The sequence below is a fragment of the Kordia antarctica genome, assembly GCF_009901525.1.
Classification (GTDB): Bacteria; Bacteroidota; Bacteroidia; order Flavobacteriales; family Flavobacteriaceae; genus Kordia; species Kordia antarctica.
In genome coordinates this window covers 4,873,353-4,893,951 of the sequence record NZ_CP019288.1, presented here as the reverse complement: position 1 = coordinate 4,893,951, position 20,599 = coordinate 4,873,353, and the positions used below count along the sequence as shown (strand labels likewise).

Annotated in this window: 23 protein-coding genes and 1 tRNA gene; 8 read left to right on the top strand and 16 right to left on the bottom strand. The window is 33.3% G+C overall.

Annotated elements, in window-relative coordinates:
• Positions 1-19 precede the first annotated feature (19 nt).
• From IMCC3317_RS20375 to IMCC3317_RS20365, 3 genes are all read right to left on the bottom strand, one after another.
• Entirely contained in the window at positions 20-172 is a 153-nt protein-coding gene (locus IMCC3317_RS20375; RefSeq protein ID WP_160131317.1) for a hypothetical protein, read from the bottom strand.
• A gap of 257 nt (positions 173-429) precedes the next feature.
• The gene (locus IMCC3317_RS20370; RefSeq protein ID WP_160131316.1) at positions 430-627 is read right to left on the bottom strand and encodes a hypothetical protein; all 198 of its coding nucleotides are present in this window, start codon (positions 625-627) and stop codon (positions 430-432) included.
• Between the two features lie 101 nt (positions 628-728).
• On the bottom strand, positions 729-1,403 hold the full coding sequence (locus IMCC3317_RS20365; protein ID WP_170293861.1) for a M15 family metallopeptidase: 675 nt from the start codon (positions 1,401-1,403) through the stop codon (positions 729-731).
• Positions 1,404-1,468: 65 nt separating this feature from the next.
• Here IMCC3317_RS20365 and IMCC3317_RS20360 point away from each other — a divergent pair, with 65 nt between their 5' ends.
• The 7 genes from IMCC3317_RS20360 to IMCC3317_RS20335 all read left to right on the top strand — a co-directional run bounded on the left by IMCC3317_RS20360 (position 1,469) and on the right by IMCC3317_RS20335 (position 6,922).
• Entirely contained in the window at positions 1,469-2,080 is a 612-nt protein-coding gene (locus IMCC3317_RS20360; protein WP_160131315.1) for an alpha-ketoglutarate-dependent dioxygenase AlkB family protein, read from the top strand.
• A gap of 284 nt (positions 2,081-2,364) precedes the next feature.
• Positions 2,365-3,225, top strand: a complete 861-nt coding sequence (locus IMCC3317_RS20355) for an SPFH domain-containing protein (RefSeq protein WP_160131314.1) — start codon at positions 2,365-2,367, stop codon at positions 3,223-3,225.
• A gap of 1 nt (position 3,226) precedes the next feature.
• Positions 3,227-3,403 carry a hypothetical protein gene (locus IMCC3317_RS23230; RefSeq protein WP_170293860.1) on the top strand — a complete coding sequence of 59 codons (177 nt, stop codon included), beginning with the start codon at positions 3,227-3,229 and terminating at the stop codon, positions 3,401-3,403.
• Between the two features lie 64 nt (positions 3,404-3,467).
• Positions 3,468-3,632, top strand: coding sequence for a DUF4177 domain-containing protein (locus tag IMCC3317_RS20350; RefSeq protein WP_160131313.1), 165 nt, complete (start codon positions 3,468-3,470; stop codon positions 3,630-3,632).
• 42 nt (positions 3,633-3,674) lie between these two features.
• On the top strand, positions 3,675-3,860 hold the full coding sequence (locus tag IMCC3317_RS20345) for an Arc family DNA-binding protein (RefSeq protein ID WP_160131312.1): 186 nt from the start codon (positions 3,675-3,677) through the stop codon (positions 3,858-3,860).
• 1,043 nt (positions 3,861-4,903) lie between these two features.
• Entirely contained in the window at positions 4,904-6,172 is a 1,269-nt protein-coding gene (locus IMCC3317_RS20340; protein ID WP_160131967.1) for a DUF819 family protein, read from the top strand.
• A 36-nt stretch (positions 6,173-6,208) separates the two neighbouring features.
• A complete protein-coding gene (locus IMCC3317_RS20335) occupies positions 6,209-6,922 on the top strand; it encodes a DUF4369 domain-containing protein (RefSeq protein ID WP_160131311.1) in 714 nt (237 codons plus the stop codon).
• A gap of 466 nt (positions 6,923-7,388) precedes the next feature.
• Here IMCC3317_RS20335 and IMCC3317_RS20330 read toward each other — a convergent pair whose 3' ends face one another.
• Both IMCC3317_RS20330 and IMCC3317_RS20325 read right to left on the bottom strand, forming a co-directional pair.
• On the bottom strand, positions 7,389-7,715 hold the full coding sequence (locus tag IMCC3317_RS20330) for a hypothetical protein (RefSeq protein ID WP_160131310.1): 327 nt from the start codon (positions 7,713-7,715) through the stop codon (positions 7,389-7,391).
• Between the two features lie 129 nt (positions 7,716-7,844).
• A complete protein-coding gene (locus IMCC3317_RS20325; RefSeq protein ID WP_160131309.1) occupies positions 7,845-8,393 on the bottom strand; it encodes a hypothetical protein in 549 nt (182 codons plus the stop codon).
• Positions 8,394-8,541: 148 nt separating this feature from the next.
• On the opposite strand from IMCC3317_RS20325, the gene IMCC3317_RS20320 reads away from it, so the two are divergent.
• Positions 8,542-9,579 carry a hypothetical protein gene (locus IMCC3317_RS20320; RefSeq protein WP_160131308.1) on the top strand — a complete coding sequence of 346 codons (1,038 nt, stop codon included), beginning with the start codon at positions 8,542-8,544 and terminating at the stop codon, positions 9,577-9,579.
• Positions 9,580-9,701: 122 nt separating this feature from the next.
• On the opposite strand, the gene IMCC3317_RS20315 is transcribed toward IMCC3317_RS20320, so the two are convergent.
• The 11 genes from IMCC3317_RS20315 to IMCC3317_RS20265 form a co-directional block, all read right to left on the bottom strand.
• The gene (locus IMCC3317_RS20315; RefSeq protein ID WP_160131307.1) at positions 9,702-10,055 is read right to left on the bottom strand and encodes a hypothetical protein; all 354 of its coding nucleotides are present in this window, start codon (positions 10,053-10,055) and stop codon (positions 9,702-9,704) included.
• A gap of 298 nt (positions 10,056-10,353) precedes the next feature.
• A complete protein-coding gene (locus IMCC3317_RS20310; RefSeq protein ID WP_160131306.1) occupies positions 10,354-11,100 on the bottom strand; it encodes a phosphodiester glycosidase family protein in 747 nt (248 codons plus the stop codon).
• A 291-nt stretch (positions 11,101-11,391) separates the two neighbouring features.
• Positions 11,392-12,627 (bottom strand): DEAD/DEAH box helicase, encoded by a 1,236-nt coding sequence (locus tag IMCC3317_RS20305; protein WP_160131305.1) that lies wholly within the window; start codon positions 12,625-12,627, stop codon positions 11,392-11,394.
• A 104-nt stretch (positions 12,628-12,731) separates the two neighbouring features.
• Positions 12,732-13,955 carry a M48 family metalloprotease gene (locus IMCC3317_RS20300; protein ID WP_160131304.1) on the bottom strand — a complete coding sequence of 408 codons (1,224 nt, stop codon included), beginning with the start codon at positions 13,953-13,955 and terminating at the stop codon, positions 12,732-12,734.
• Positions 13,956-14,457: 502 nt separating this feature from the next.
• Positions 14,458-14,531: transfer RNA gene (locus IMCC3317_RS20295), tRNA-Thr, on the bottom strand.
• A 57-nt stretch (positions 14,532-14,588) separates the two neighbouring features.
• Entirely contained in the window at positions 14,589-14,855 is a 267-nt protein-coding gene (locus IMCC3317_RS20290) for a hypothetical protein (protein ID WP_160131303.1), read from the bottom strand.
• 418 nt (positions 14,856-15,273) lie between these two features.
• Complete coding sequence (locus IMCC3317_RS20285; RefSeq protein ID WP_160131302.1) at positions 15,274-16,248, bottom strand: type I phosphomannose isomerase catalytic subunit; 975 nt, start codon at positions 16,246-16,248, stop codon at positions 15,274-15,276.
• 2 nt (positions 16,249-16,250) lie between these two features.
• Positions 16,251-16,661: a 6-pyruvoyl trahydropterin synthase family protein gene (locus tag IMCC3317_RS20280; RefSeq protein ID WP_160131301.1), complete on the bottom strand. Its 411-nt coding sequence runs from the start codon at positions 16,659-16,661 to the stop codon at positions 16,251-16,253.
• 86 nt (positions 16,662-16,747) lie between these two features.
• The gene (idi, locus tag IMCC3317_RS20275) at positions 16,748-17,272 is read right to left on the bottom strand and encodes an isopentenyl-diphosphate Delta-isomerase (protein ID WP_160131300.1); all 525 of its coding nucleotides are present in this window, start codon (positions 17,270-17,272) and stop codon (positions 16,748-16,750) included.
• Between the two features lie 429 nt (positions 17,273-17,701).
• Entirely contained in the window at positions 17,702-19,648 is a 1,947-nt protein-coding gene (locus IMCC3317_RS20270; RefSeq protein ID WP_160131299.1) for an OmpA family protein, read from the bottom strand.
• An 11-nt stretch (positions 19,649-19,659) separates the two neighbouring features.
• Positions 19,660-20,595: a PorP/SprF family type IX secretion system membrane protein gene (locus tag IMCC3317_RS20265; protein ID WP_160131298.1), complete on the bottom strand. Its 936-nt coding sequence runs from the start codon at positions 20,593-20,595 to the stop codon at positions 19,660-19,662.
• Positions 20,596-20,599: the final 4 nt, after the last annotated feature.

The window sequence follows — 20,599 nt, the reverse complement described above, 5'->3', positions numbered from 1 at the left end:
ATATAAGATTTAGTTATGGTTATTGACCTTTAGGATTCCATGCTGTACAGTTTGTTTGACAACCTGTTCTTTGTTGGTTACTTTGTGTTGCTCCTCCAAGTACTACTGTACTATCAAGTCTTGAAATGGTTTGTTTTGCAAAATTTAATTTTGAGAATCTGTTTGTTTTCATATTATAAATTATTAATAGACAATTAAATTACTACTTCAAAAACTTATTACATTACGGGAACACCGTAAAATTTTACGAATCCGATTCAAAATTAAACAAGTAATGAGTGTACTCTAAAACACAATGATGTATTCTGTAGACGCAACGCCACCTTGTATTGTATTTACATTTGTGATTTCAGATTCTTGAAATTTTTCTAACATAATTTATTTATTTTTAAGTTAATAGTATTAAAAAGTGAACATTTCTAAAAAGTTTTACACATAACTTCCGTCACACAAATAGCCTGTAGATCCATGCGAACCAAATGCTTGACACCAACCTGCCGTATTGCAACAGTTTCCTGGACCACAATTTCCATTGATACCACATTGCTTTTTTCCGCCGTTAATTGAGTTTTGTTCCGATTTTTTTAATTCACGAACACCTTCAAAATTTAAAATATTTTGTAACATATTATTTTGGTTTAAGATTAATAATACCCCAATCTAATAAATTTCAGCAAAGAATACTTACGGGAAAACCTTACTTAACATATTGTCAATAAGTTATACTCTTATTTTATCGAAAAGTCAAAATATTGATTTCTATACGGTTCGCCACGTAAGGTAAAATGCCACCATTCTTTTGGATAGTTTCGAAAACCATTTTTTTGCATAATATCTTGTAATAGTTTTCGATTTTGCAATTGTGTTTTGGTTAAATTTTGATACGCAACCCAAGATATTTCTCCAAAGAAATCATACGAACTTCCCATATCAAGTTCTTTTTTTGTGTCTAAATTGATAATGGAAACATCAACCGTACTTCCGCTACTGTGACGCGATTGTGTTGCAATATATTGCAAACGAAATAAATCTTTTTTGGCAACATTCGGGTAATAATCTTGCTTCATTAATGTATCATTCAAATCTCTTGCCCAACGACGAAAATGATCTACGGCGCGTTGTGGTCTGTACGCATCAAAAATTTTGATTCCGAAACCTTGTTTTTTCAAATCTTCTTGCACTTTTTTTAAAGCTAACGTGGCAGATTTTGACAAAATGCACTTCTCAGCTTCATAACCGTCAATGTGTGTTCCTATGAAATTATCTGAACACAAATAGCGTAGTTCTACTTCAATAGTTGGAATATGATCTTTTACATACACAAAACCTTGTGGCAAATGTGTGTCGCTTCTAGTGGAAATTAAAAATAACAGTGCAATTACTGCGTAATGTAATTTGTGCATTGAAAATTGATTAACGGCTTCTTTCACAAAATAATGATTAATTTTACAATTTCTACGATATTATAATGAATGAATTTTCTTTGTTTTCAGATAAAACTCCTCAGCAATTGCATTTACCAAATGCAGACATTATATACTATCCAAATTTTATCGCTTCCGCAGAAGCAACTCAGCTATATGAAATGCTTCAAAAAGAAACACCTTGGCAACAAGATGACATTAAAGTATTTGGAAAAGTGTATGCACAACCGCGATTGACTGCTTTGTATGGAACTAATCAAAAATCATACAGTTATTCTTCTATAGAAATGATTCCGCATCCATTGACCTCAACATTAGTAGAATTAAAAAAAATTGTAGACGAAACTTGCAATGCTGATTTCACTACTTTATTACTCAATTATTATAGAAACGGAAAAGATAGTAACGGTTGGCACGCAGATAACGAAAAGGAATTGGGCAAAAATCCAATTATAGCTTCGTTGAGTTTTGGACACGAACGTTATTTTCATTTAAAACATCGCACCGATAAATCACTCAAAAACAAACTATTACTACAACATGGAAGTTTATTATTGATGAAAGGCGAAACGCAACATCATTGGTTGCATCAAATCCCAAAAACGGCAAAACAAATTCAAGGTCGAATTAATATTACATTTCGAATTATTCCATGAAAAAAGCATCTCGAAAGATGCTCTTTAAAACTAACCAACCAAAAATGTAACGTACTCTATTTAGAAAGTAACCAGCTTAGCTAAATGTCATTGCGTTGTTACATTTCTCTATTTGCAAATGGCGTGCCAAAGTTATTTTTCTTCTTCAAATCCTTTCTATTATTGATCTAAACAAGTATTAAAAAACACAGCGCGTAAAATATATATTAAAATTTTTTGAAAAATATAAATTTAATTTCATATATTTATGATATCAAAATGATATCAATCTAAAACACCGCATTATGAAAGAAGAAAAAATTATTGCTCCTGCAAATGGTTATTTAATGTTATTCCTATTCCTTGCATTATTTTTTGGAGCAATTGCAGCCGCAATTTTCACTAAGAATCCTATATTTTTATTAATTATCATTCTCGCACTATTTATTGCGCCAGGATTTGTAATGGTAAATCCTAATAATTCTCGTGTGCTTCTTTTATTTGGTAAATATGTTGGAACAATAAAGGAAAACGGTTTTTATTGGGTAAATCCATTTTTTTCGAAAAAGAAAATTTCCTTACGTGCAAGCAATTTTGACAGTGAACGTTTAAAAGTGAATGACAAACTTGGAAATCCTGTTATGATTAGTACTATCTTAGTTTGGAAAGTAAGTGACACCTACAAAGCCGCTTTTGACGTAGATAATTACGAACATTTTGTGCGCGTACAAACAGATGCGGCAGTTCGTAAATTGGCAAGTATGTATCCATATGATAATTTTGCCGATGAAGGTCATGATGAAGATATTACATTACGTTCTAGTGTAAATGAAGTCAGCGAAGCATTAGAAAAAGAATTGGACGAGCGTTTATCTATCGCAGGAATTCATGTATTAGAAGCTAGAATTGGATATTTAGCGTATGCACAAGAAATTGCAAGTGCTATGTTAAAAAGACAGCAAGCAACAGCTATTGTAGCTGCCAGACATAAAATTGTAGAAGGTGCCGTAAGTATGGTAGAAATGGCGTTGAACGAATTAAACAAAAAAAATATATTAATATTAGACGAAGAACGAAAAGCGGCAATGGTAAGCAACTTATTAGTAATTCTTTGTGGAGATAAAGAAGCTTCTCCAGTAATAAATGCAGGAACTTTAAACCAATAAAATGAATACAAAACAAATTACCGCAATTGGCGTTGGTGTAGCATTAGGGACAAGTATCGGAACTACCGTTGGCGCAGTAATTGGCAACGTTGCTATGGGAATGATAATTGGCTCCATGATTGGAACAATTATTGGCGTCGTACTAAGTTTAGTAGTGTATAAAGAAGAGGAAAAGTAAATACTGAAAACATTAAATTTATTAGAAAGAATATTGCAAGAAACAATCTAATCAAATACAAAAGATGAAAGAATACAAAGTCATAAAACCAAGTTTAGGTTGGAGAAACAGAAGTGAAAAACTAGAAGAAATTCTCAACAATCATGCAAAACAAGGTTGGATTTTAAAAGATCTCAATAAAAATGAAGGTGCTATTCAAATTGTCTTTGAGCGTAACAAAAACAGATAAACAATACATTAAGAAAAAAGATACATCGTCAACAAACTGATTATGGCTAAGAAAAAAGCTTTTGCATTACGAATGAATGAAGAGATGTTAAAATCTATTGAAAAATGGGCGGCTGACGAATTTCGCAGTACCAATGGACAAATAGAATGGATGCTCATGCAAAGTCTGAAAAATGCAAAAAGAGAACCCAAAAAGAAAAATGATTCTTCACTGCAAACACCAGAATAACTTTTATTTCAGTGTTTGTTGTAAAGACATCGATTTTAAAATTTACAACTTAAAAAATCTTACCATTAAAAGACTTTGATGAAAAATTTCAAAAATAAATTTTGCACATAAAAAAAACGAACCGAAGTTCGCTTTGAAGGTTATTGGCATCTACACCAGCTTGCTGTATCTGCTCTAGAAGGAGCTGGACATTGACAAATTCCATTAAAAAATGTTTTAGTTTCTCTATCAGAACCTGCTCCACTAACTCGACCTGATTGTAAGTTGGAAACTGACTTTTTGTTAAGTCTAAGAGATGTTAAATTTCTTTTTTTCATCATATATAGTTTTTGGTTAATAGTTCTAAGTTAATCAATTTACACATAACTACAAGGAAGTTATACTTATTACTTATGAATCACTAAGGATTTATTGCTCTTATTTTATTGAAAATTATAGCTATCTGTTACTTATAAAATCAAAACAGTGTAGCGTCTTTATTCTTGATTCTAACAGCGACTTGTGCTGAGCAAAGTCGAAGTAAGCGGTCTTATATATTTTATCGGACAATACTAATTTATAATTTAATTTTTTGGTATTTTGCGGACACAAACCATCCGATCATTATGAAAAAAGCCATCGCTTTACTCCTATTCCTTGTTTCTTTTACGATGTTTTCACAGCAATTAACAGTAAAACATTTAGAAGGAAAAGAAACTACGTTCAACACCAAAGTCCTTATAGATTCTATTGCTTTCACAGGATTTGATCTAAAAATCAAAGCAGATAATTCATTAGTTTTTTTAGAAAACATTAGCAATATCAACAAAAAATTTATTGCTAAAGGCGATTTCAAATTCAATGTAGACAATTCAATTACAACCATTTCATATAGAGGAAACGAAGTAATCAACGTTGAAAAAGCAATTTCATTATTTGAATTAACAACAACTCCAAAAAGTGGTTTTTCAGCAATTATTTATGAAATTTCGGATGCAAAATTCTACAATCAAAACACCACAATTTCTATTCCTGCGAAAAAGCAAAAAATAGAAAAAACAATCATACATGCAAAACCATTTTTTAGTAGTGACAAAATTGTATTTGGAATTTTAATGGTGATTCTTGGTTTTGTATTTTACACAGAATCTAGCAAAAACTCAGGTTGGAGAAAATTCTACAAATTTGTTCCTGCATTATTAATTTGCTACTTATTGCCTGCAATTTTAAGTTCACTCGGTATTATTTCAGATAAATATTCAGAAACGTATATGATTGCGAGTCGCTTCTTATTGCCTGCCGCATTAATTTTAATGACGTTGAGTATTGACTTAAAAAGTATTTTCAATCTAGGTCCAAAAGCCTTAATTATGTTCTTTACAGGAACTGTCGGAATCATCATTGGTGGACCTTTGGCAATTTTATTAATCTCTGTTTTTTCGCCTGAAACTGTTGGCGGTGCTGGACCAGAAGCTGTTTGGCGTGGACTTTCTACCTTAGCAGGAAGTTGGATTGGCGGCGGCGCAAATCAAGCAGCGATGTACGAAATTTACAAATACAGTCCTGACAAATATGGAGCAATGGTATTGGTTGATATTGTAGTGGCAAATCTTTGGATGGCGATTTTATTATTAGGAATTGGAAAAACTAAAAAAATTGACAAATGGTTTAAAGCTGACAATTCTGCGATTGAACGTTTAAAAGAAAATGTATCTTCTTTTGCCGAAAAAATAAAGCGAAATCCAACATTAACCGATTTAATGATTATTCTAGCCATCGCTTTTGGTGGAGTTTCCATTGCGCATTATGGCGCAAGCAATATAACCGATTTCTTAACGAGTAATTTTGATGCTGTAAAAGATAAAGATGGCGGTTTGTCATTTTTAGGTTCTTCTTTCTTTTGGATGATTACGATTGCAACTGCTTTCGGAATTGGACTTTCATACACGAAAGCAAAAAACTATGAAGGTGCTGGCGCAAGTAAAATAGGAAGTGTTTTTATTTACGTTTTAGTCGCTTCAATTGGAATGAAAATGGATTTAGGAAAAGTATTAGAAAACCCCGGATTAATTGTTGTCGGATTGGTTTGGATGGCATTTCACGCAGCATTATTAATATTGGTTGCAAAACTCATTCGTGCACCATTTTTCTTCCTCGCTGTCGGGAGTCAGGCAAACGTTGGTGGCGCGGCTTCTGCTCCAATTGTAGCCTCAGCTTTTCATCCTTCATTAACATCGGTTGGTGTACTTTTGGCTGTGTTTGGCTATGTAGTTGGAACGTATGGCGCAATTTTGTGTACACTTTTAATGAAAATCGCTTCTCCAGTCATGTAAAATTGTAGATATTTGCCTTCTTAAAAATTCAATATAATGTATAGAAAACTGATTGTAGTCCTTGCGGTGTTAGGATTTATTGCTTGTGGAAAAGAAACGAAAGGTAATTTAACGATTACTGGAAACATTGATGGTTTGAAAGAAGGAACCATTTTTCTACAGAAAGTACAAGATACAAGCTTGATTACCTTAGATTCTTTGATTGTAAAAGGCGATGCACATTTTACATTTACGACTACTATTGATGAACCTCAAGTGCTGTATATATATTTGGATAAGAAAGATTTTAACGATTTGAATGATCGGATTGACTTTTTTGCCGAGCCTGGCGAAATGACAATCAATACGTCACTACGTAGATTTGTGAGCGATTTGAAAGTTACAGGCTCGAAAAACCATGAGGAATTGATCGCTTTTAAAGAGTTTATGAGCAAATTCAACACGAAAGAGTTGACATTGTTACAAGACGGAATAAAAGCGCAAAAAGAAGCTGACACAGAAAAGTTAACAGAAATCAACGACAAAATAAATAGCTACGGAAAAAGCAGAATGCGTTATATTCTAAATTATGCGTTTACGAATAACGATAAAGAAATTACGCCTTATGTTGTAACTACAGAAACGTTTGATGCGAATATTCGTTTTTTAGATACGATTTACCAACAATTGACGCCAAGAATTATGGAATCTAAATATGGAAAGCAATTGAAAGTATTGATTGAGGAGCGGAAATTGGAAGGTGTTGAGTAATGTTTTATGTTAATAACTAATCGACTCACTATCAGCTTTTAATTTTCATTTTCTTTGCTCGCACAAAGAAAACAGAAACAAAAGAAAGTGCACTTTTTCCAGAGGTATTTTTAGTTTTTCTATCGAAAACTAAAACCTAAAAAGTTTTGCTGAATTTTAGTTCACTAAGCTCTATTTTCTGCAAAAAAGGTCATTATTACATTTCTTCAAGGTTTGAAAAACTTAACGCAAAACCTTTTCTATACTGCGGAAAAAGGAGAAGTTACCAAGAAAATTATTATTTAAATAGTTCATTTTAGTTTAGATTCAATAAAATCAAAATGCTACATTTTATATAAAATACAAAAGCCAAACTTGATGAAAGCATGGCTTTTTTGGTTTTCAAATTATTATTTACGTCAAACTGAACTTGACGAATATTATACTTTACATACAGTCTGTTTAGTTTTTAATGATTTGCCATAATTTATTCACAAATCTCATCAATCCATTTTTGATCAATTTTTCCACTTTCGTTAATGTGAAATACTGCGCCAATTGGGCAACCTTTTACGCCTACGGAATCTATTAAATATCTGTAATCAAATCCCATGTCTATTGGTTCGCCAAGTATTTTTTTTACGTATGTAGTATCATCATCCAACTTAATTAATTCTACTACTTTACTAAGGCTTTTGTAATCGTTGTGTTTCTGGAAGTGTTTTCCGTGCTTTTCAATTTCTGTTTCTTGCGCGCATCCAACAATGAATAAAAACAAAATGAAGACTGCGAAATAGCTATTTATTTTTCTCATAGTATCTAAGTTTATTCTTTAAATATAGGTGTTTTTTGGTGTGAATTTTTAGAAAAGTAGTATTACATGTTTTGTATATGCAAAATATCACTTCTTCAACATATTATTCAAAATCTCTAAATAATCCATTTACAGCTTCTGCAAAACCTTTAAAATTTTTCGTTTGAATTTTTCTGTTTGCAATGGACTGTGTTTGTATTGGTAATGTTTTAAAAGTTGTAGTGTTTCTTTTTCGTTATCGATCAAAAACAAATTGATTACACCTCTTTCTAACTCACCAAAATAATTATTTGTGGAAATTAAAATACTATACCGTTTTCCTGTTGTTAGAACTTCTTTTGGCGCTTTTCGCTTTTTATAACTTACTTCTCTTTCCAAGACTAAGTTGATTGTGTACGCGTCTCTATACATAAACATCACCTCAACGTACGGCGCATTCGGAAACATAGATTTTGTAGTTTGTAAAATTACGTTTCTCAGTTTTTTTCGCTCTACTGGAGTTGCCAAAAATTTACCATTTCTCTTTTCCTTAATTTCTATATGAGGCGTGATGATTTGTAAATCATTTTTATCAATTTTAAGGTTGTTTGTAAAATTTAGATCTACTTCAGTTACATTTTTTGTAGATGAACAACCAACTAAACTAAGTAAAAGTAGTAATTGTATGTGAAGTTTCATTTGGTATTGTTTTGAAAATTTCAATAATTTATAAATATAAGATTTCTTTTTGAGAGCAATCATAGCCAAACCACGTACTTCTACGCTTCCATATTTCACTAAAAGAACCTATTTTTAAGATTCAATAAATCTAAAAAACTAAAATACCATGAGTAGTAGCCAAGACAAACCAATTCCCGCAGGATGGATCGGCGGATTTGCGCAATCAGATCCAACATTTGCTTATCCAAACCCGGATTTAACATCGTTGCCATTGTTAGATAATATGGACAATATTAAGTTGCTAGACAGACAACAAGGTGTAAAATGGCCAGAGTTTAGTTGGCAAACGATTCAAGGAAATGAAAAATCAAGGTGTTTTCAAATGTTTGCGCCTTATATTTCACGACTTGGCTATACAAACAAAGGTCGAATTTATTCTATTATTTGTCCGCAACAAGGCGCATGTTCACCAAATTTTGGTTGCATGAATGTGGAAGTTACCGTTACAGGGCAACGCGGTTGGGCAGATGAAACTACGAAAAAATTTGCTGCAGATATGACCGTGGAAGGAAAAATTTGGTTTAGTCCAAGCGTACATCAATCACAAAAAGTAAAAAATATTTGGAGAGTTTTTAACGCGCTAGGATTAAAATTTCCATCTACTAAAGAGAATGCAATCGTAGTAACTACGCATAAATATCAAGATCCAAGTCAGCCAATATTTCCTGTTCGTGATGGAGAAACAACACTGTTTAAAAGTCCTGAATTTGCACGACATGAAGCAGAAGCATGGCATGTTGGAAATATTGAAGTTCAAATTGGACCTATAAAACCGACAGCATCAAAAATGGTCAATGATTTTAATGAATTGGTGATGTTTGCTTTTAATACTGCTTCTGGAAATATGCTACAAAACGGAAATTTATTAACTTGGAATGTTTGGTTTACGCAACCCGAATTGGTAAATAGAGAAGAATGGGCAACACATGCCGAACGTTGGAGAAAATCAATTGATGCTGATCACGGAAGTCCAACCGGATCTGGAACTGAAGCTCGTTATTTTGATGGTACACTTTTTAAACCAGCGGATGCGTTTGAAACAGACATGAAAGGTGTCATGAAAACAACAATTCAAGATATAGACAAGAAAGAGGAAAGCAAACTTGATAGCTTTTATAAAGAATATATTGAAGATAAATTGTAACATACATTCAATACAAAGAGATTGTTTCAAAAGTGAAATTTCGTCAAACTAAACCATGTTCAGAATGATGTTTTTTAAGACCTTTAAAACAATCTCTTTAATATGTTTAAAAGAAAAATATGTTAGTTATTACCTTTTTTGAAATCAATTTTTGCCTTGGCTTTTAAGTCGCTATCCAAGTACAATTCACTTCCTTGACGCAAAGGAATCATGGTAGCTTTATCAGCTTCTAACACACGAGTTCGCGTTATTTTCCCTTGATATTCTATACGAATTGTAAAAATATTTTTTCCAAGATTTTTCACAATTGCAATACTGTTTCCATCTTTATAAGGATTTACTGCAGCATCTTGTCCTGCGCCTTTGCCTGTAATAATCATACTTTGCGAAGGTTCTAATTCAAAGATAGTTATGTTTTTCTGTGCATATGATTGCAATGCAAAAAGTAGTGCGAATACTAAAATGTATTTTTTCATTTGAGGAATGATTTAGATATTATTTTTTTTTCTGTTTGAAAGATACAGCTATTTTTTAAACGTTAGCTCTAAATAAGTTCTACAATAGAGTTTTGAGAATATTTTAGATTAAATACTTCATTATTGTCTTCCTATTTTCTTTCTCTTTGTTCGCACAAAGAAAAGAAACAAAAGAAAGTGCGTTTTTCCAGAGGTGTTTTTAGCCGAAAAAGCTAAAACCACATTTATTTTTCTAAATTTTTTCCAAGGCTTCAAAAATTCTTAACGAAAAATATATGCTACACTGCGGAAAAAGAATTTATTGTACAGGTTTTGTAACTCCGATAATCACACCAAAATTTCCGTCCATTTGTTGATAGTTTTTAGAAGGCAGAAATGTCTTAGAGACAAATCCGTCAAGGTATAAAGCATTTTCACAGCCTTTTTCTTTGAAGAATGTGGCAAAGTCATAGAAGTTGATTTTTTCTTTGCTCATTGCGAATAGTAGATTTCCGTTTGGCAAAATTCCAACACCATTGCGAATGTGAAGGTTTATAGAATCTTTTGTGAGTTTTTCGTGTAGTTTTCCATCAATCACTAACATTGGGCCTGATTGTGTTGCGTATTTGATGTTTTCAATAAGCTTGAAAACTTGTGAAGTACAAATTACTGGATTGTTTTCTTTCGTGATGTAAAACACGCCATTTGGCTGTAAATAGAAGTTTCCGAATCCTTTTTGTAACGTATCTAATGGCGATTTTAGCTGTCCGTTTTCAACGTATAAACCTTGCGGCGATTGATCTCTTTTGTACATTCCGCCATTCATTGCAAAGATGAGTTCTTGCTGTGTTGCTTCAAGCTGAGTTTTTAGGTTTTGAAAGTTTTCGTAAATTTCTCCTTGCTCGTTCTTCCAATAGAAATGAAGTTGTTCCGTTTTTGGATTTACTTCATATGCTAGAATTCGAGCTGTATCATGTTGAACTTCGGAAGTTTGTTTTGAGCAGAAACAAAGTAATGATATGAGTACAATTAAGCGAAAGCTGAAAAATAAATTTTTAAGATTCATTTGCGGTTTTTATGAACTTATTGAAAAATTAGCGATTCAAAAGCACTTCTCGATACAAAATTCTTGCAGAATTTCACTCGAAGTGACGTTTCTGAAATAAAATAATAATCCTGCTTTTTAATACACAGATTGCTTCGCTATCACTCGCAATGACAAGTACTTCTCGATACATCCTGAAACAAGTTCAGGACACTCGAAGCGACGTTTTGGTGAACAATCAAAAATCAAAATTCTGCAATCAGCAATCAGCAATCAGCAATCAAAAATCGTTAATCTGCAATCGTCAATCATTTAATACCAACGTTTTTTCTTCTTTTTAGAAGCTTCAGATTTACGTCCTTTTTTATATTTACTTCCTGGTTTTTTGTGAACTTCTGGCGTTGCTTTTGGATCAAGTGGATACGGATGTTCTTCTACTACAGGAATCACCGTATTTATTAATTGTTGAATGTCTTTAATGTATCCTTTTTCGTCTGCCGAACAGAATGATATTGCTTTTCCTGATGCGCCAGCTCTTCCCGTTCTTCCAATTCTGTGTACATAAGTTTCAGAAATGTTTGGAATGTCGAAGTTAATCACTGTATCTACGTTTTTGATGTCAATTCCTCTTGCAGCAACATCCGTCGCGATGAGAATTTCAGCTTCTCCACTTTTGAATTGGTTTAGCGCTGTTTGTCGCAAGCTTTGTGCAATTCCACCATGAATACTTACTGCTTTGTAATTATTTTTTAGAAGCGTTTCTTCGAGCTTATCAACACCATATTTTGTGCGTCTGAAAATAATAGCACTTCCTTTGATATTGTTTCTGAGTACATGCAAACACAATTCAATTTTTTTAGGTTTTGGAACGTAATATAATTGTTGATTCACACTTTTTGCCGCAGATGATGTTGGCGAAACTTCTACAAATTCTGGATTTCTGAGAATCGAATTTGCCAATTGTTCCACTTTGAATGGCATTGTAGCCGAAAAGAGTAGAATTTGTTTTCCTTCAGGACATAAACGTTCTATTTTTTTAACGTCGTCAATGAATCCCATATCTAACATTAAATCAGCTTCATCTATGACAAAAGTTTCTATGTAATCTAAGTTGATAAAATCTTGCTTGTGTAAGTCTAGTAATCTTCCTGGCGTTGCGACTAAAATATCTACGCCTTTTTTGAGCATTTCTTTTTGCGGTTCAATGGAAGCGCCGCCAAATACTAAGCCTGTGCGCAAGTTGGTATATTTGCTATATGCTACAAAGTTTTCTTCAATCTGAATTGCTAATTCACGCGTAGGACAAATGACCAACGCTTTTATTTTCTTCCCTTTTTTAGGCGCATCTTGCTTGTCGTATAGTAATTGTAAAATGGGCAATGCAAACGCAGCCGTTTTTCCAGTTCCTGTTTGCGCAGATACAATAATGTCTTTTTTAGCCAAAATTGCAGGAATTGCACGCTCTTGAACTAAGGTTGGTTCTTCGTAATTTTTCTCAAATAAAGCTCTGATGATTGGTTTATTGAGTTTTAGTTCTTTGAATTGCATGCCATTTGTTTTTGAAACGATTTTGGCAAAGATACGTTAAGGTTCGTTTTATATTCCTATGTTTTGTAAAAACTGTAATTCAAGAATTGAAAAATAAGTCGCTACTAATTTTTTCTCAGTATTAATATATTATCTATTTCAACATCTGTTTTTGTGTCAACTTTGAAACTTGCACCATTTCCACAAATATTAGCAGATTTGCTTGCGATCATTTTGTTGTTGATGTAATATTTACACGTACCGTTTTTATACACAATTCGCAAGTATACTCTATTTGAATTTCCGAATGTAAATGTTCCTGATCTTTCCGTATTTCCAAATTCAACTTTTCTATTATGATGTCCAATTCTGTAGTTTCCATCTGCTGTGAGATAGATATAGTTTGAAAAACCTTCTGTGTAACCTTCAGCATCTGGTTCGCTGCTACATGAATCCCATGAAACTTCAAATCCGCCACTATATAAATTGAATACGGTAGAAATTTCAAAGTTTGAACTCGAATTGAATTTTAATTTGTCTTTTGCGATGCCACCTTGTCCATAATCGCCTAAATTTCTAATTTTATATTTTCCGTTGGAAATTTCATAGTGTACGTTCAACGTTTTTACTTTCCCATCAAAAGCACCTGTCATTTTTTTAAAATCTCTTCCTGTTTTCCAATTTTTAGTATTGTTATTGAATTCTTCTATTAAGATTGATTGAAATTCTGGCGTACTTTCAGAAATAGTAGTTTGTGTAATTTGTCTATTAATTTTAGGAACACTATTAAAACCTCTCAAAACTGTTGCAGCTCTTTTTTTTCCTGAAGAATGCTGAGTATCATTAAACTCAGGTAATGAACTGAGGTAGTTTGTAACTTTTTTTATATCATACTCATATTTTGCCAAAAATTGTCCTGCGTAATAATCTGCTTCATCTTCGTATTGCGTACTTGACGTTTTTACGCGCCATTTGCTTCCATTCGGTTTGTATAAGTTTGGTTGATGTCCAAGTGCTTGATGCGCCCATTCATGCGCAAATACGAAAGCTAAAATGTCTTTCTTTTTATGAATTGTTGAATAATCTAAAATAATCAATCCGCCATAATGTGCTTCTCCCCAATGAAAGGTTTGATTGAACACTACAGGGAAGTTCATTCCTGAGTATTCAACGAGTTTGTAATATACATTTGATGTTTTGTGATAATTTTTTGCAAAAAGAATCTGTCCGCCATACGCATCATTTAGTTCTTGCAAAAAATATTGTTGCTTTTCTGTTAGATTATTTTGTGAAGTTAAAAGTTGCGTATATGAAATGAAGAGTATGAGTACCAATAATATTTTTTTCATTTATGCTGATTTTTCTTTGGTTATAATGTAAGCAAATACGGAAATTTTGTTTCATCCGAACTTATTGACTTATATTGTTAAATCTAAAAGAATCTCATCTAAAAACAAAATCTTCAAGATGATTTTTTAATGTTTGCTTAAGGAAGTTAGGATTTATTATCTTGATTTTGTCACAAAAAAAACAGCAACCATTTTCATGATTACTGTTTTTACAAACTTTGAGCCGATGGAGTTACTTCCTTCGACTCCGCTCAGGATAAACTTCTCGTATAAAATCTTAGGATTTAATACCTTTTTGAAGTAGATATTGTCACAAAAAAAAACAGCAACCATTTTCATGATTACTGTTTTACAAACTTTGAGCCGATGGAGGGACTTCCTTCGACTCCGCTCAGGATAAACTTCTCGTATAAAATCTTAGGATTTAATACCTTTTTGAAGTAGATATTGTCACAAAAAAAAACAGCAACCATTTTCATGATTACTGTTTTTACAAACTTTGAGCCGATGGAGGGACTCGAACCCACGACCTGCTGATTACAAATCAGCTGCTCTAGCCAGCTGAGCTACATCGGCAAAGCGGTTGCAAATATAAAAACCTTTTTATATTATGCAAACCTTTTTTTTATTTTTTTACAGACTGTTTATTTTTGCTACTAATTCAGTTGCTTTTGTCTCGAATGAATGTCTGATTCCACTGAAATGTGCCTTTGGATTTTCAACTTTTCTTTTGTTAGTTTCTGCAATCAACGCATCGAAACTATTTATAGATTCATCAATGATTGCTTCGCTCTTTGTAGCATCTTCCTTTGGATTAGCGATTTGCCATACTAGGGCTGCATCAATAATATCTCCAAAAACGTAGTTTAAGTCCTTTTTTAGATCTCTTTTATTTGACATGATTTATAATTTTTTGCAAATTTAGACTAAAATGGTTTATTAGCTGTTATAAATAATATAAATATTACTGAAGGATTCAAAAATTTAAACATTCAAAAATTAAATCATTGAAAAACTTCAACATTCAGTATTCCTTATTTGATATTCGGTATTCGGTATTTTCAACTTCAATATTCGATATTCCTTATTTGATATTCGATATTTTCAACTTTAATTTTCGGTTTATCTCGGCTATGCTCGATGTCAGTTTGTTAATTTGTTTATTTGCTATGAATGCACGAAAATTTTTTAGTTTAAAATTTTAGGTTTTTGGGTAATAAACTTCAATATTCGATATTCGGTATTCGGTATTCGATATTCGATATTTTCAACTTTGGGTTATGTAGCGATTGCTTCCTCCGCAGGAATGAAAAAACTCCTAATTAATATAAACTTCCAAGAGTTCAGAAGCTTCTGTTGTGCTTATTTTTATGTTTTTGATTGCGGCAGGTAGCAGTAATGTTTCTCCGAAAGAGAGCTTTTCCTTGTAGTTTGCAGTTTCAAACGTAACATTTCCTTTTACACACATGTATATAACAAATGAGTCTTTTTCATCATGATTTACATCTAATTCGCCCTGAAAAGGAATTAAATTTGTAGTGAAATATGGAGAATCAACAATAGTTGTTGCTGTATTTTCTTTTGATTTGAATGCCGTTTTGTAGTTTTCATGCAAAGTGTAATCTATCGCGTCAAGTGCTAAATCCGTGTGCAATTCGCGTGAATTTCCTTCTGCATCTACTCTATTCCAATCAAAGATACGATAGGTTATGTCTGAAGTTTGTTGAATTTCCGCCAAGAGAATTCCGCCACCAATGGAATGAATTCTTCCTGCAGGCAAGAAATATACATCTCCTTTTTTTACTTTTTGAAAGTTGAGAATTTCTGTGAGCGTATTGTTTTTTACATGTGTTTGAAATACCTCTTTGGTTACTTCTTGATTGAATCCGACTATTAATTCTGCGCCTTCATCCGCTTGCATTACGTACCACATTTCCGTTTTACCAAAGGAATTGTGACGCTTTTTGGCTAATTCATCATTTGGATGTACTTGGATTGATAAATCTCTGTTTGCGTCAATGTATTTTATGAGCAGTGGAAATTTTGTTCCGAACGCGCTGTATACTTTTGTCCCTAATAGTTTTTCTTGAAACGTCTCACTTAGTTCCTGCAATGTTTTCCCTTGCAATTCTCCATTCGCAACTACTGATGGTACATCATTTACATCCGAGATTTCCCAACTTTCGCCAATAGCATCTCCTGTAACGTTTTTGTTGAGCATTGTTTGCAGTTTGTTGCCGCCCCAAATACGTTCTTTGTAGATAGATTTGAATTTTAAAGGATATAGATTCATAGTTATTCTCCTGCGTATTTTACAAAGTTTCGTGGTGTTTCATATAATACTATTTCTAAGTCTAGTGTTGTTGAAATATGCTTTCTGAGTTTGTTCCAAATGACGACAACAATGTTTTCCGCAGTAGGATTTAAGTTTTTGAATTCAGGAACTTCAATGTTTAGATTTTTATGATCGAACGCGTCTTCTACTTCTGAGATAATTAAATCTTTTAGTATTTTTACATCCATGACAAATCCTGTTTCTTTGTCTATTTCGCCTTTGACACTTACAATGAGTTCGTAATTATGTCCATGATAGTTGGGATTGCTACATTTTCCAAAGATTTCTTCGTTTTTAGCATCGTCCCAATCTGGTCGATATAATCGGTGTGCAGCGTTAAAGTGTGCTTTTCTACTTACGGTTACTTTCATGTGTTTATATTATTTGTCTTTAATTGGTCACATGCTGTTCGCTATTAACCATTCCCTTTAGTGATAAACTTTTTAACATACTCGTTTCATGTATCGACTTTTATGTGTTGGTAAAATTTATCAAATATTATTTTGAACCAAGCTGTGTATTGATCTGGATTTTCGGTGATATCATTTTTTACTGCTTTCACAGCCATCCATTTCCATGAAGCTACTTCATCCGGATTGATTGTAGGTGCGTCATTGTACGTTCCTGTCATGACATGATCGTACTCGTGCTCCGTGAGTCCATTGTCAAAAGGCGCTTTGTATATGAATGATACAGCTTCCGTAAGTTCCGTTACGAATCCCATTTCTTCTTGTAATCTTCGTTTTCCAGCATTTATGTTGCTTTCTCCATCGCGTTGATGACTGCAACAGGTATTTGTCCATAAACCTGGCGAATGGTATTTGTGTAAAGCACGTTGTTGTAGCATGAGTTCGCCTTTGTCATTTAGAATGAATACGGAAAATGCTCGGTGAAGCAATGCTTTTTCATGCGCTTCGATTTTTTCCATTAAACCGATTTGCTCATCTTTTTCGTTTACTAAGATTACGTTTTCTTGTGTCATATTTTTTGTTGGAATGCAAATTTACGAAATAGGATTTTGTGGTTATGAGTGTTATTTCCTATTTTTTAGTTAAAAATAACATACTTTTTTCAATATGAGAATACTTGAATTAATTTTTATGCTGATTGAGATTGGTTATGAATAAGGATTTGGTTACTGGTTTTGCATTTCGACTGCGCTCAATGTGACAGTTGCTGGTTGCTGGTTGCTGGTTGCTGGTTGCTGGTTGCTGGTTGCTGGTTGCTGGAAGAAATACTTTTTTATTTTACATTTTGAGTTTTGCATTTTTAATTTCAACATTCGATGTTTGTTTGTTTTGTTGATTTGTTATTCGGTATTCGGTGTTCTTTATTCTTTATTCTTTATTTATGAAACTAAAAAAGCATCCTATTGCTAGAATGCTTTTTAATATATTTTTTTTGATATGATTTATCTTTCCGTCACGATGAATTCACTTCGTCTGTTGAGTTGGTGTTCTTCTTCGGTGCATTTTACACCATTGCTACATTTATTTACGTGGCGTGTTTCTCCATAACCTGCACCAATAAGTCTGCTAGCATCAATGCCTCTAGAAACAATGTAGTCACGTGTAGATTGGTTTCTACGTTGTGATAATCGTTTGTTGTATGCATCTCCTCCACGACTGTCTGTATGCGAACGAACATCGATTTTGAGCGTTGGATACTTTTTCATCACCACTACCACTTTTTCTAATTCTGTGGCAGCATCAGGACGAATATTCGATTTGTCAAAGTCAAAGTATATGATTGGAATGTTTAACGTCACTGCTAAATCGTCTCCAACTTCAAATGGTACTTCCTCTTTTTCTAGTAATAAAGTTACTTCACGTAACCCTTCTTCTTCTTGTTTTGGTAACAAAAGTTCTGCCGAATTGTACTCTTTTTTGGAAGCTCTTACAAAGTATACTTCATTACAGTTTACTATTTGTGGGAATCGGAAGTTTCCTTGTTCGTCACTGTATGTGTTACTTAATTCTTTGTTGTCTTTGTCAAATAGTTTTACGTTTGCTCCTGCAATGATTGCGTTCGTTTTTTCATCTTTTACAACTCCTGCAATTTCTTGCTCACATGTCCATTTGATAGATTTTGTTTCGAGGAATGAATAGATGTCGTCGTCACCTTGTCCGCCATCACGATTAGATGCAAAGTATCCTTTTTTTGTTTTTGTATTGATGATGAATGAAAAATCGTCCATAGAACTATTTACAGGTTCGCCGACGTTGTAGATTCCTAGTGTTTCATCTTCTAGATTCATCACAAATATATCTAATCCACCTAGACCAACATGTCCGTCAGATGAGAAATATAATTCATTGTCCTGACTGATAAACGGAAAGTTTTCTCTTGCCTCCGTGTTGATTCCTTTTCCTAGATTTTTTGGTTCGCCAAAAGTTCCATCATCATTAATATCAACAACATATAAGTCGGATCGTCCAAGAGTTCCTGGCATATCTGAAGCAAAGTATAATTTTTTCTCGTCTACGCTTAACGCTGGATGCGCTACGGAGTATAGATTACTATTGAATGGTAATTCTTCAATGTTTGTCCAACGATCGTCTTCACGTGTTGCTCTAAATATTTTTAGTTTGTTGATTCCTTTTTCATCTTTTTTGTATTTACCCTTGTAATAGTTGTTACGTGTAAAGTACATTGTGTTTCCATCTTTTGAGAAAACCGTTGTAGATTCGTGATATTTTGTGTTTAATTTCCCTGAGAATTTATCTACGTTTGATAAGTTTCCGTTATCAGCTACTTCTGCTCCGTATAAGTCTAAGAATGGGCGTGCATTCCATTTGTGTTTGAAACGAGTTGCAACACCAGTGTCACGTGCGGAAGAGAATACTAAATTATTTTCTAGATAGAATGATGGTGCAAAGTCTGAGTATGGAGAGTTGACACCTAAGTTTTCGATGCGAAAGCGATCAGATTTTTCTGCTATTTGATCTAGATAGTTACGTGTATTGATAAACTTGTTTCCACGAATATCGCTTCCAGTAAGTTTATTGAATTCTTTCATTTTTTGATCAGATTCTTCATAACGCTTTTCTGCTTTTAATGTTTGCGCATAGCGAAAATAGTATTCTGGTGCTACTTCTTCTCCAAGTTTGAAAAGCTCACCATACCATTTAGACGCTTTGATTAAGTCTGCGTTATAGTAGTAAGAGTTTCCTAATTTTTCAAATAATTCTTTGGATTTGTATCCGCCTTCTGCAACTTCTTCATAGATTTCTATCGCATTGATAAACGCATAACTCTCGTACTTTTTGTCTGCTTTGGCAAGTTTACGCTCTTGTGCATAACTTGTTAGAACGAACAAACTTACTAAGGTATATATAATATATTTTTTTCGTGTCATCGTTGTTGTTTTTAGAAGAATCTTGGAGAGATTATTTTATCACGGTTACTGAATAGTTCGAAACGTAAAAACACTTCATATGAACCGTCATTGAATTGTGTATTTCCAAGTTCCGTTGTTTCACGATCGTATGCAAATCCTATCATGAAGCTATCTGATAATTGAAGTCCTACCAATCCGCTAAAAGCGGCACTCCAACGATAGGCAGCTCCTAACGTTAACTTGTCATTTATTAAGAAGTTTGCTGATAAGTCTGCCTGTAATGGCGCTCCAGAAACTGCTTTAAATAGTATGGCTGGCTTAAATTTCACACTATCACTCATGTCAAATACTACACCACCCATTAAGTACAGATTGATTCGTTCTTTGGCAACTGATAATGAAGATTCATCAAAATGTTTTGTTTCTAATAGATTTGGTGCTGATAAACCAACATACCAGCTTTCAGAGTTCCGGTAGTATATTCCCACTCCAATGTTTGGCGAAAATTTGTTATCAATGTTGGTTTGCAGTAATACATCTCCTGGACTGTATTCATTTAAACAGCTATAACACACATCTAATAAGTGACCACCAGCTTTTAAACCAAAAGATAGTTTTCCTTTTTCTGAGGTGTTCACCGTATATGAGAAATCAATGTTAAAGTATGTCTCATCCGTTGGACCTAATTGATCATTTATTAATGAAAATCCTAAACCTACTTTTCCCTTTTTTCCTATTGGAGAATGTAAGCTAAGTGTTTGCGTACGAGGTGCTCCTTCTAAACCTACCCATTGTGAACGATGTAATCCCGCCATACTTAATACGCCTCTCGACCCTGCATAGGCAGGATTGACACTTATGGTATTGTACATGTATTGCGTATACTGAGCGTCCTGTTGACCAAAACTTTCTAGTGAAAATACGGTGCTCAATAAGACTATGATGATGATGATTTTATTTCTCATTATA

Bases quoted from the DNA above. Each gene is read 5' to 3' on its own strand.
- IMCC3317_RS20375 (WP_160131317.1), bottom strand. From the start codon at position 172: ATGAAAACAAACAGATTCTCAAAATTAAATTTTGCAAAACAAACCATT.
- IMCC3317_RS20370 (WP_160131316.1), bottom strand. From the start codon at position 627: ATGTTACAAAATATTTTAAATTTTGAAGGTGTTCGTGAATTAAAAAAA.
- IMCC3317_RS20365 (WP_170293861.1), bottom strand. From the start codon at position 1,403: ATGCACAAATTACATTACGCAGTAATTGCACTGTTATTTTTAATTTCC.
- IMCC3317_RS20360 (WP_160131315.1), top strand. From the start codon at position 1,469: ATGAATGAATTTTCTTTGTTTTCAGATAAAACTCCTCAGCAATTGCAT.
- IMCC3317_RS20355 (WP_160131314.1), top strand. From the start codon at position 2,365: ATGAAAGAAGAAAAAATTATTGCTCCTGCAAATGGTTATTTAATGTTA.
- IMCC3317_RS23230 (WP_170293860.1), top strand. From the start codon at position 3,227: ATGAATACAAAACAAATTACCGCAATTGGCGTTGGTGTAGCATTAGGG.
- IMCC3317_RS20350 (WP_160131313.1), top strand. From the start codon at position 3,468: ATGAAAGAATACAAAGTCATAAAACCAAGTTTAGGTTGGAGAAACAGA.
- IMCC3317_RS20345 (WP_160131312.1), top strand. From the start codon at position 3,675: ATGGCTAAGAAAAAAGCTTTTGCATTACGAATGAATGAAGAGATGTTA.
- IMCC3317_RS20335 (WP_160131311.1), top strand. From the start codon at position 6,209: ATGTATAGAAAACTGATTGTAGTCCTTGCGGTGTTAGGATTTATTGCT.
- IMCC3317_RS20330 (WP_160131310.1), bottom strand. From the start codon at position 7,715: ATGAGAAAAATAAATAGCTATTTCGCAGTCTTCATTTTGTTTTTATTC.
- IMCC3317_RS20325 (WP_160131309.1), bottom strand. From the start codon at position 8,393: ATGAAACTTCACATACAATTACTACTTTTACTTAGTTTAGTTGGTTGT.
- IMCC3317_RS20320 (WP_160131308.1), top strand. From the start codon at position 8,542: ATGAGTAGTAGCCAAGACAAACCAATTCCCGCAGGATGGATCGGCGGA.
- IMCC3317_RS20315 (WP_160131307.1), bottom strand. From the start codon at position 10,055: ATGAAAAAATACATTTTAGTATTCGCACTACTTTTTGCATTGCAATCA.
- IMCC3317_RS20310 (WP_160131306.1), bottom strand. From the start codon at position 11,100: ATGAATCTTAAAAATTTATTTTTCAGCTTTCGCTTAATTGTACTCATA.
- IMCC3317_RS20305 (WP_160131305.1), bottom strand. From the start codon at position 12,627: ATGCAATTCAAAGAACTAAAACTCAATAAACCAATCATCAGAGCTTTA.
- IMCC3317_RS20300 (WP_160131304.1), bottom strand. From the start codon at position 13,955: ATGAAAAAAATATTATTGGTACTCATACTCTTCATTTCATATACGCAA.
- IMCC3317_RS20290 (WP_160131303.1), bottom strand. From the start codon at position 14,855: ATGTCAAATAAAAGAGATCTAAAAAAGGACTTAAACTACGTTTTTGGA.
- IMCC3317_RS20285 (WP_160131302.1), bottom strand. From the start codon at position 16,248: ATGAATCTATATCCTTTAAAATTCAAATCTATCTACAAAGAACGTATT.
- IMCC3317_RS20280 (WP_160131301.1), bottom strand. From the start codon at position 16,661: ATGAAAGTAACCGTAAGTAGAAAAGCACACTTTAACGCTGCACACCGA.
- idi (WP_160131300.1), bottom strand. From the start codon at position 17,272: ATGACACAAGAAAACGTAATCTTAGTAAACGAAAAAGATGAGCAAATC.
- IMCC3317_RS20270 (WP_160131299.1), bottom strand. From the start codon at position 19,648: ATGACACGAAAAAAATATATTATATATACCTTAGTAAGTTTGTTCGTT.
- IMCC3317_RS20265 (WP_160131298.1), bottom strand. From the start codon at position 20,595: ATGAGAAATAAAATCATCATCATCATAGTCTTATTGAGCACCGTATTT.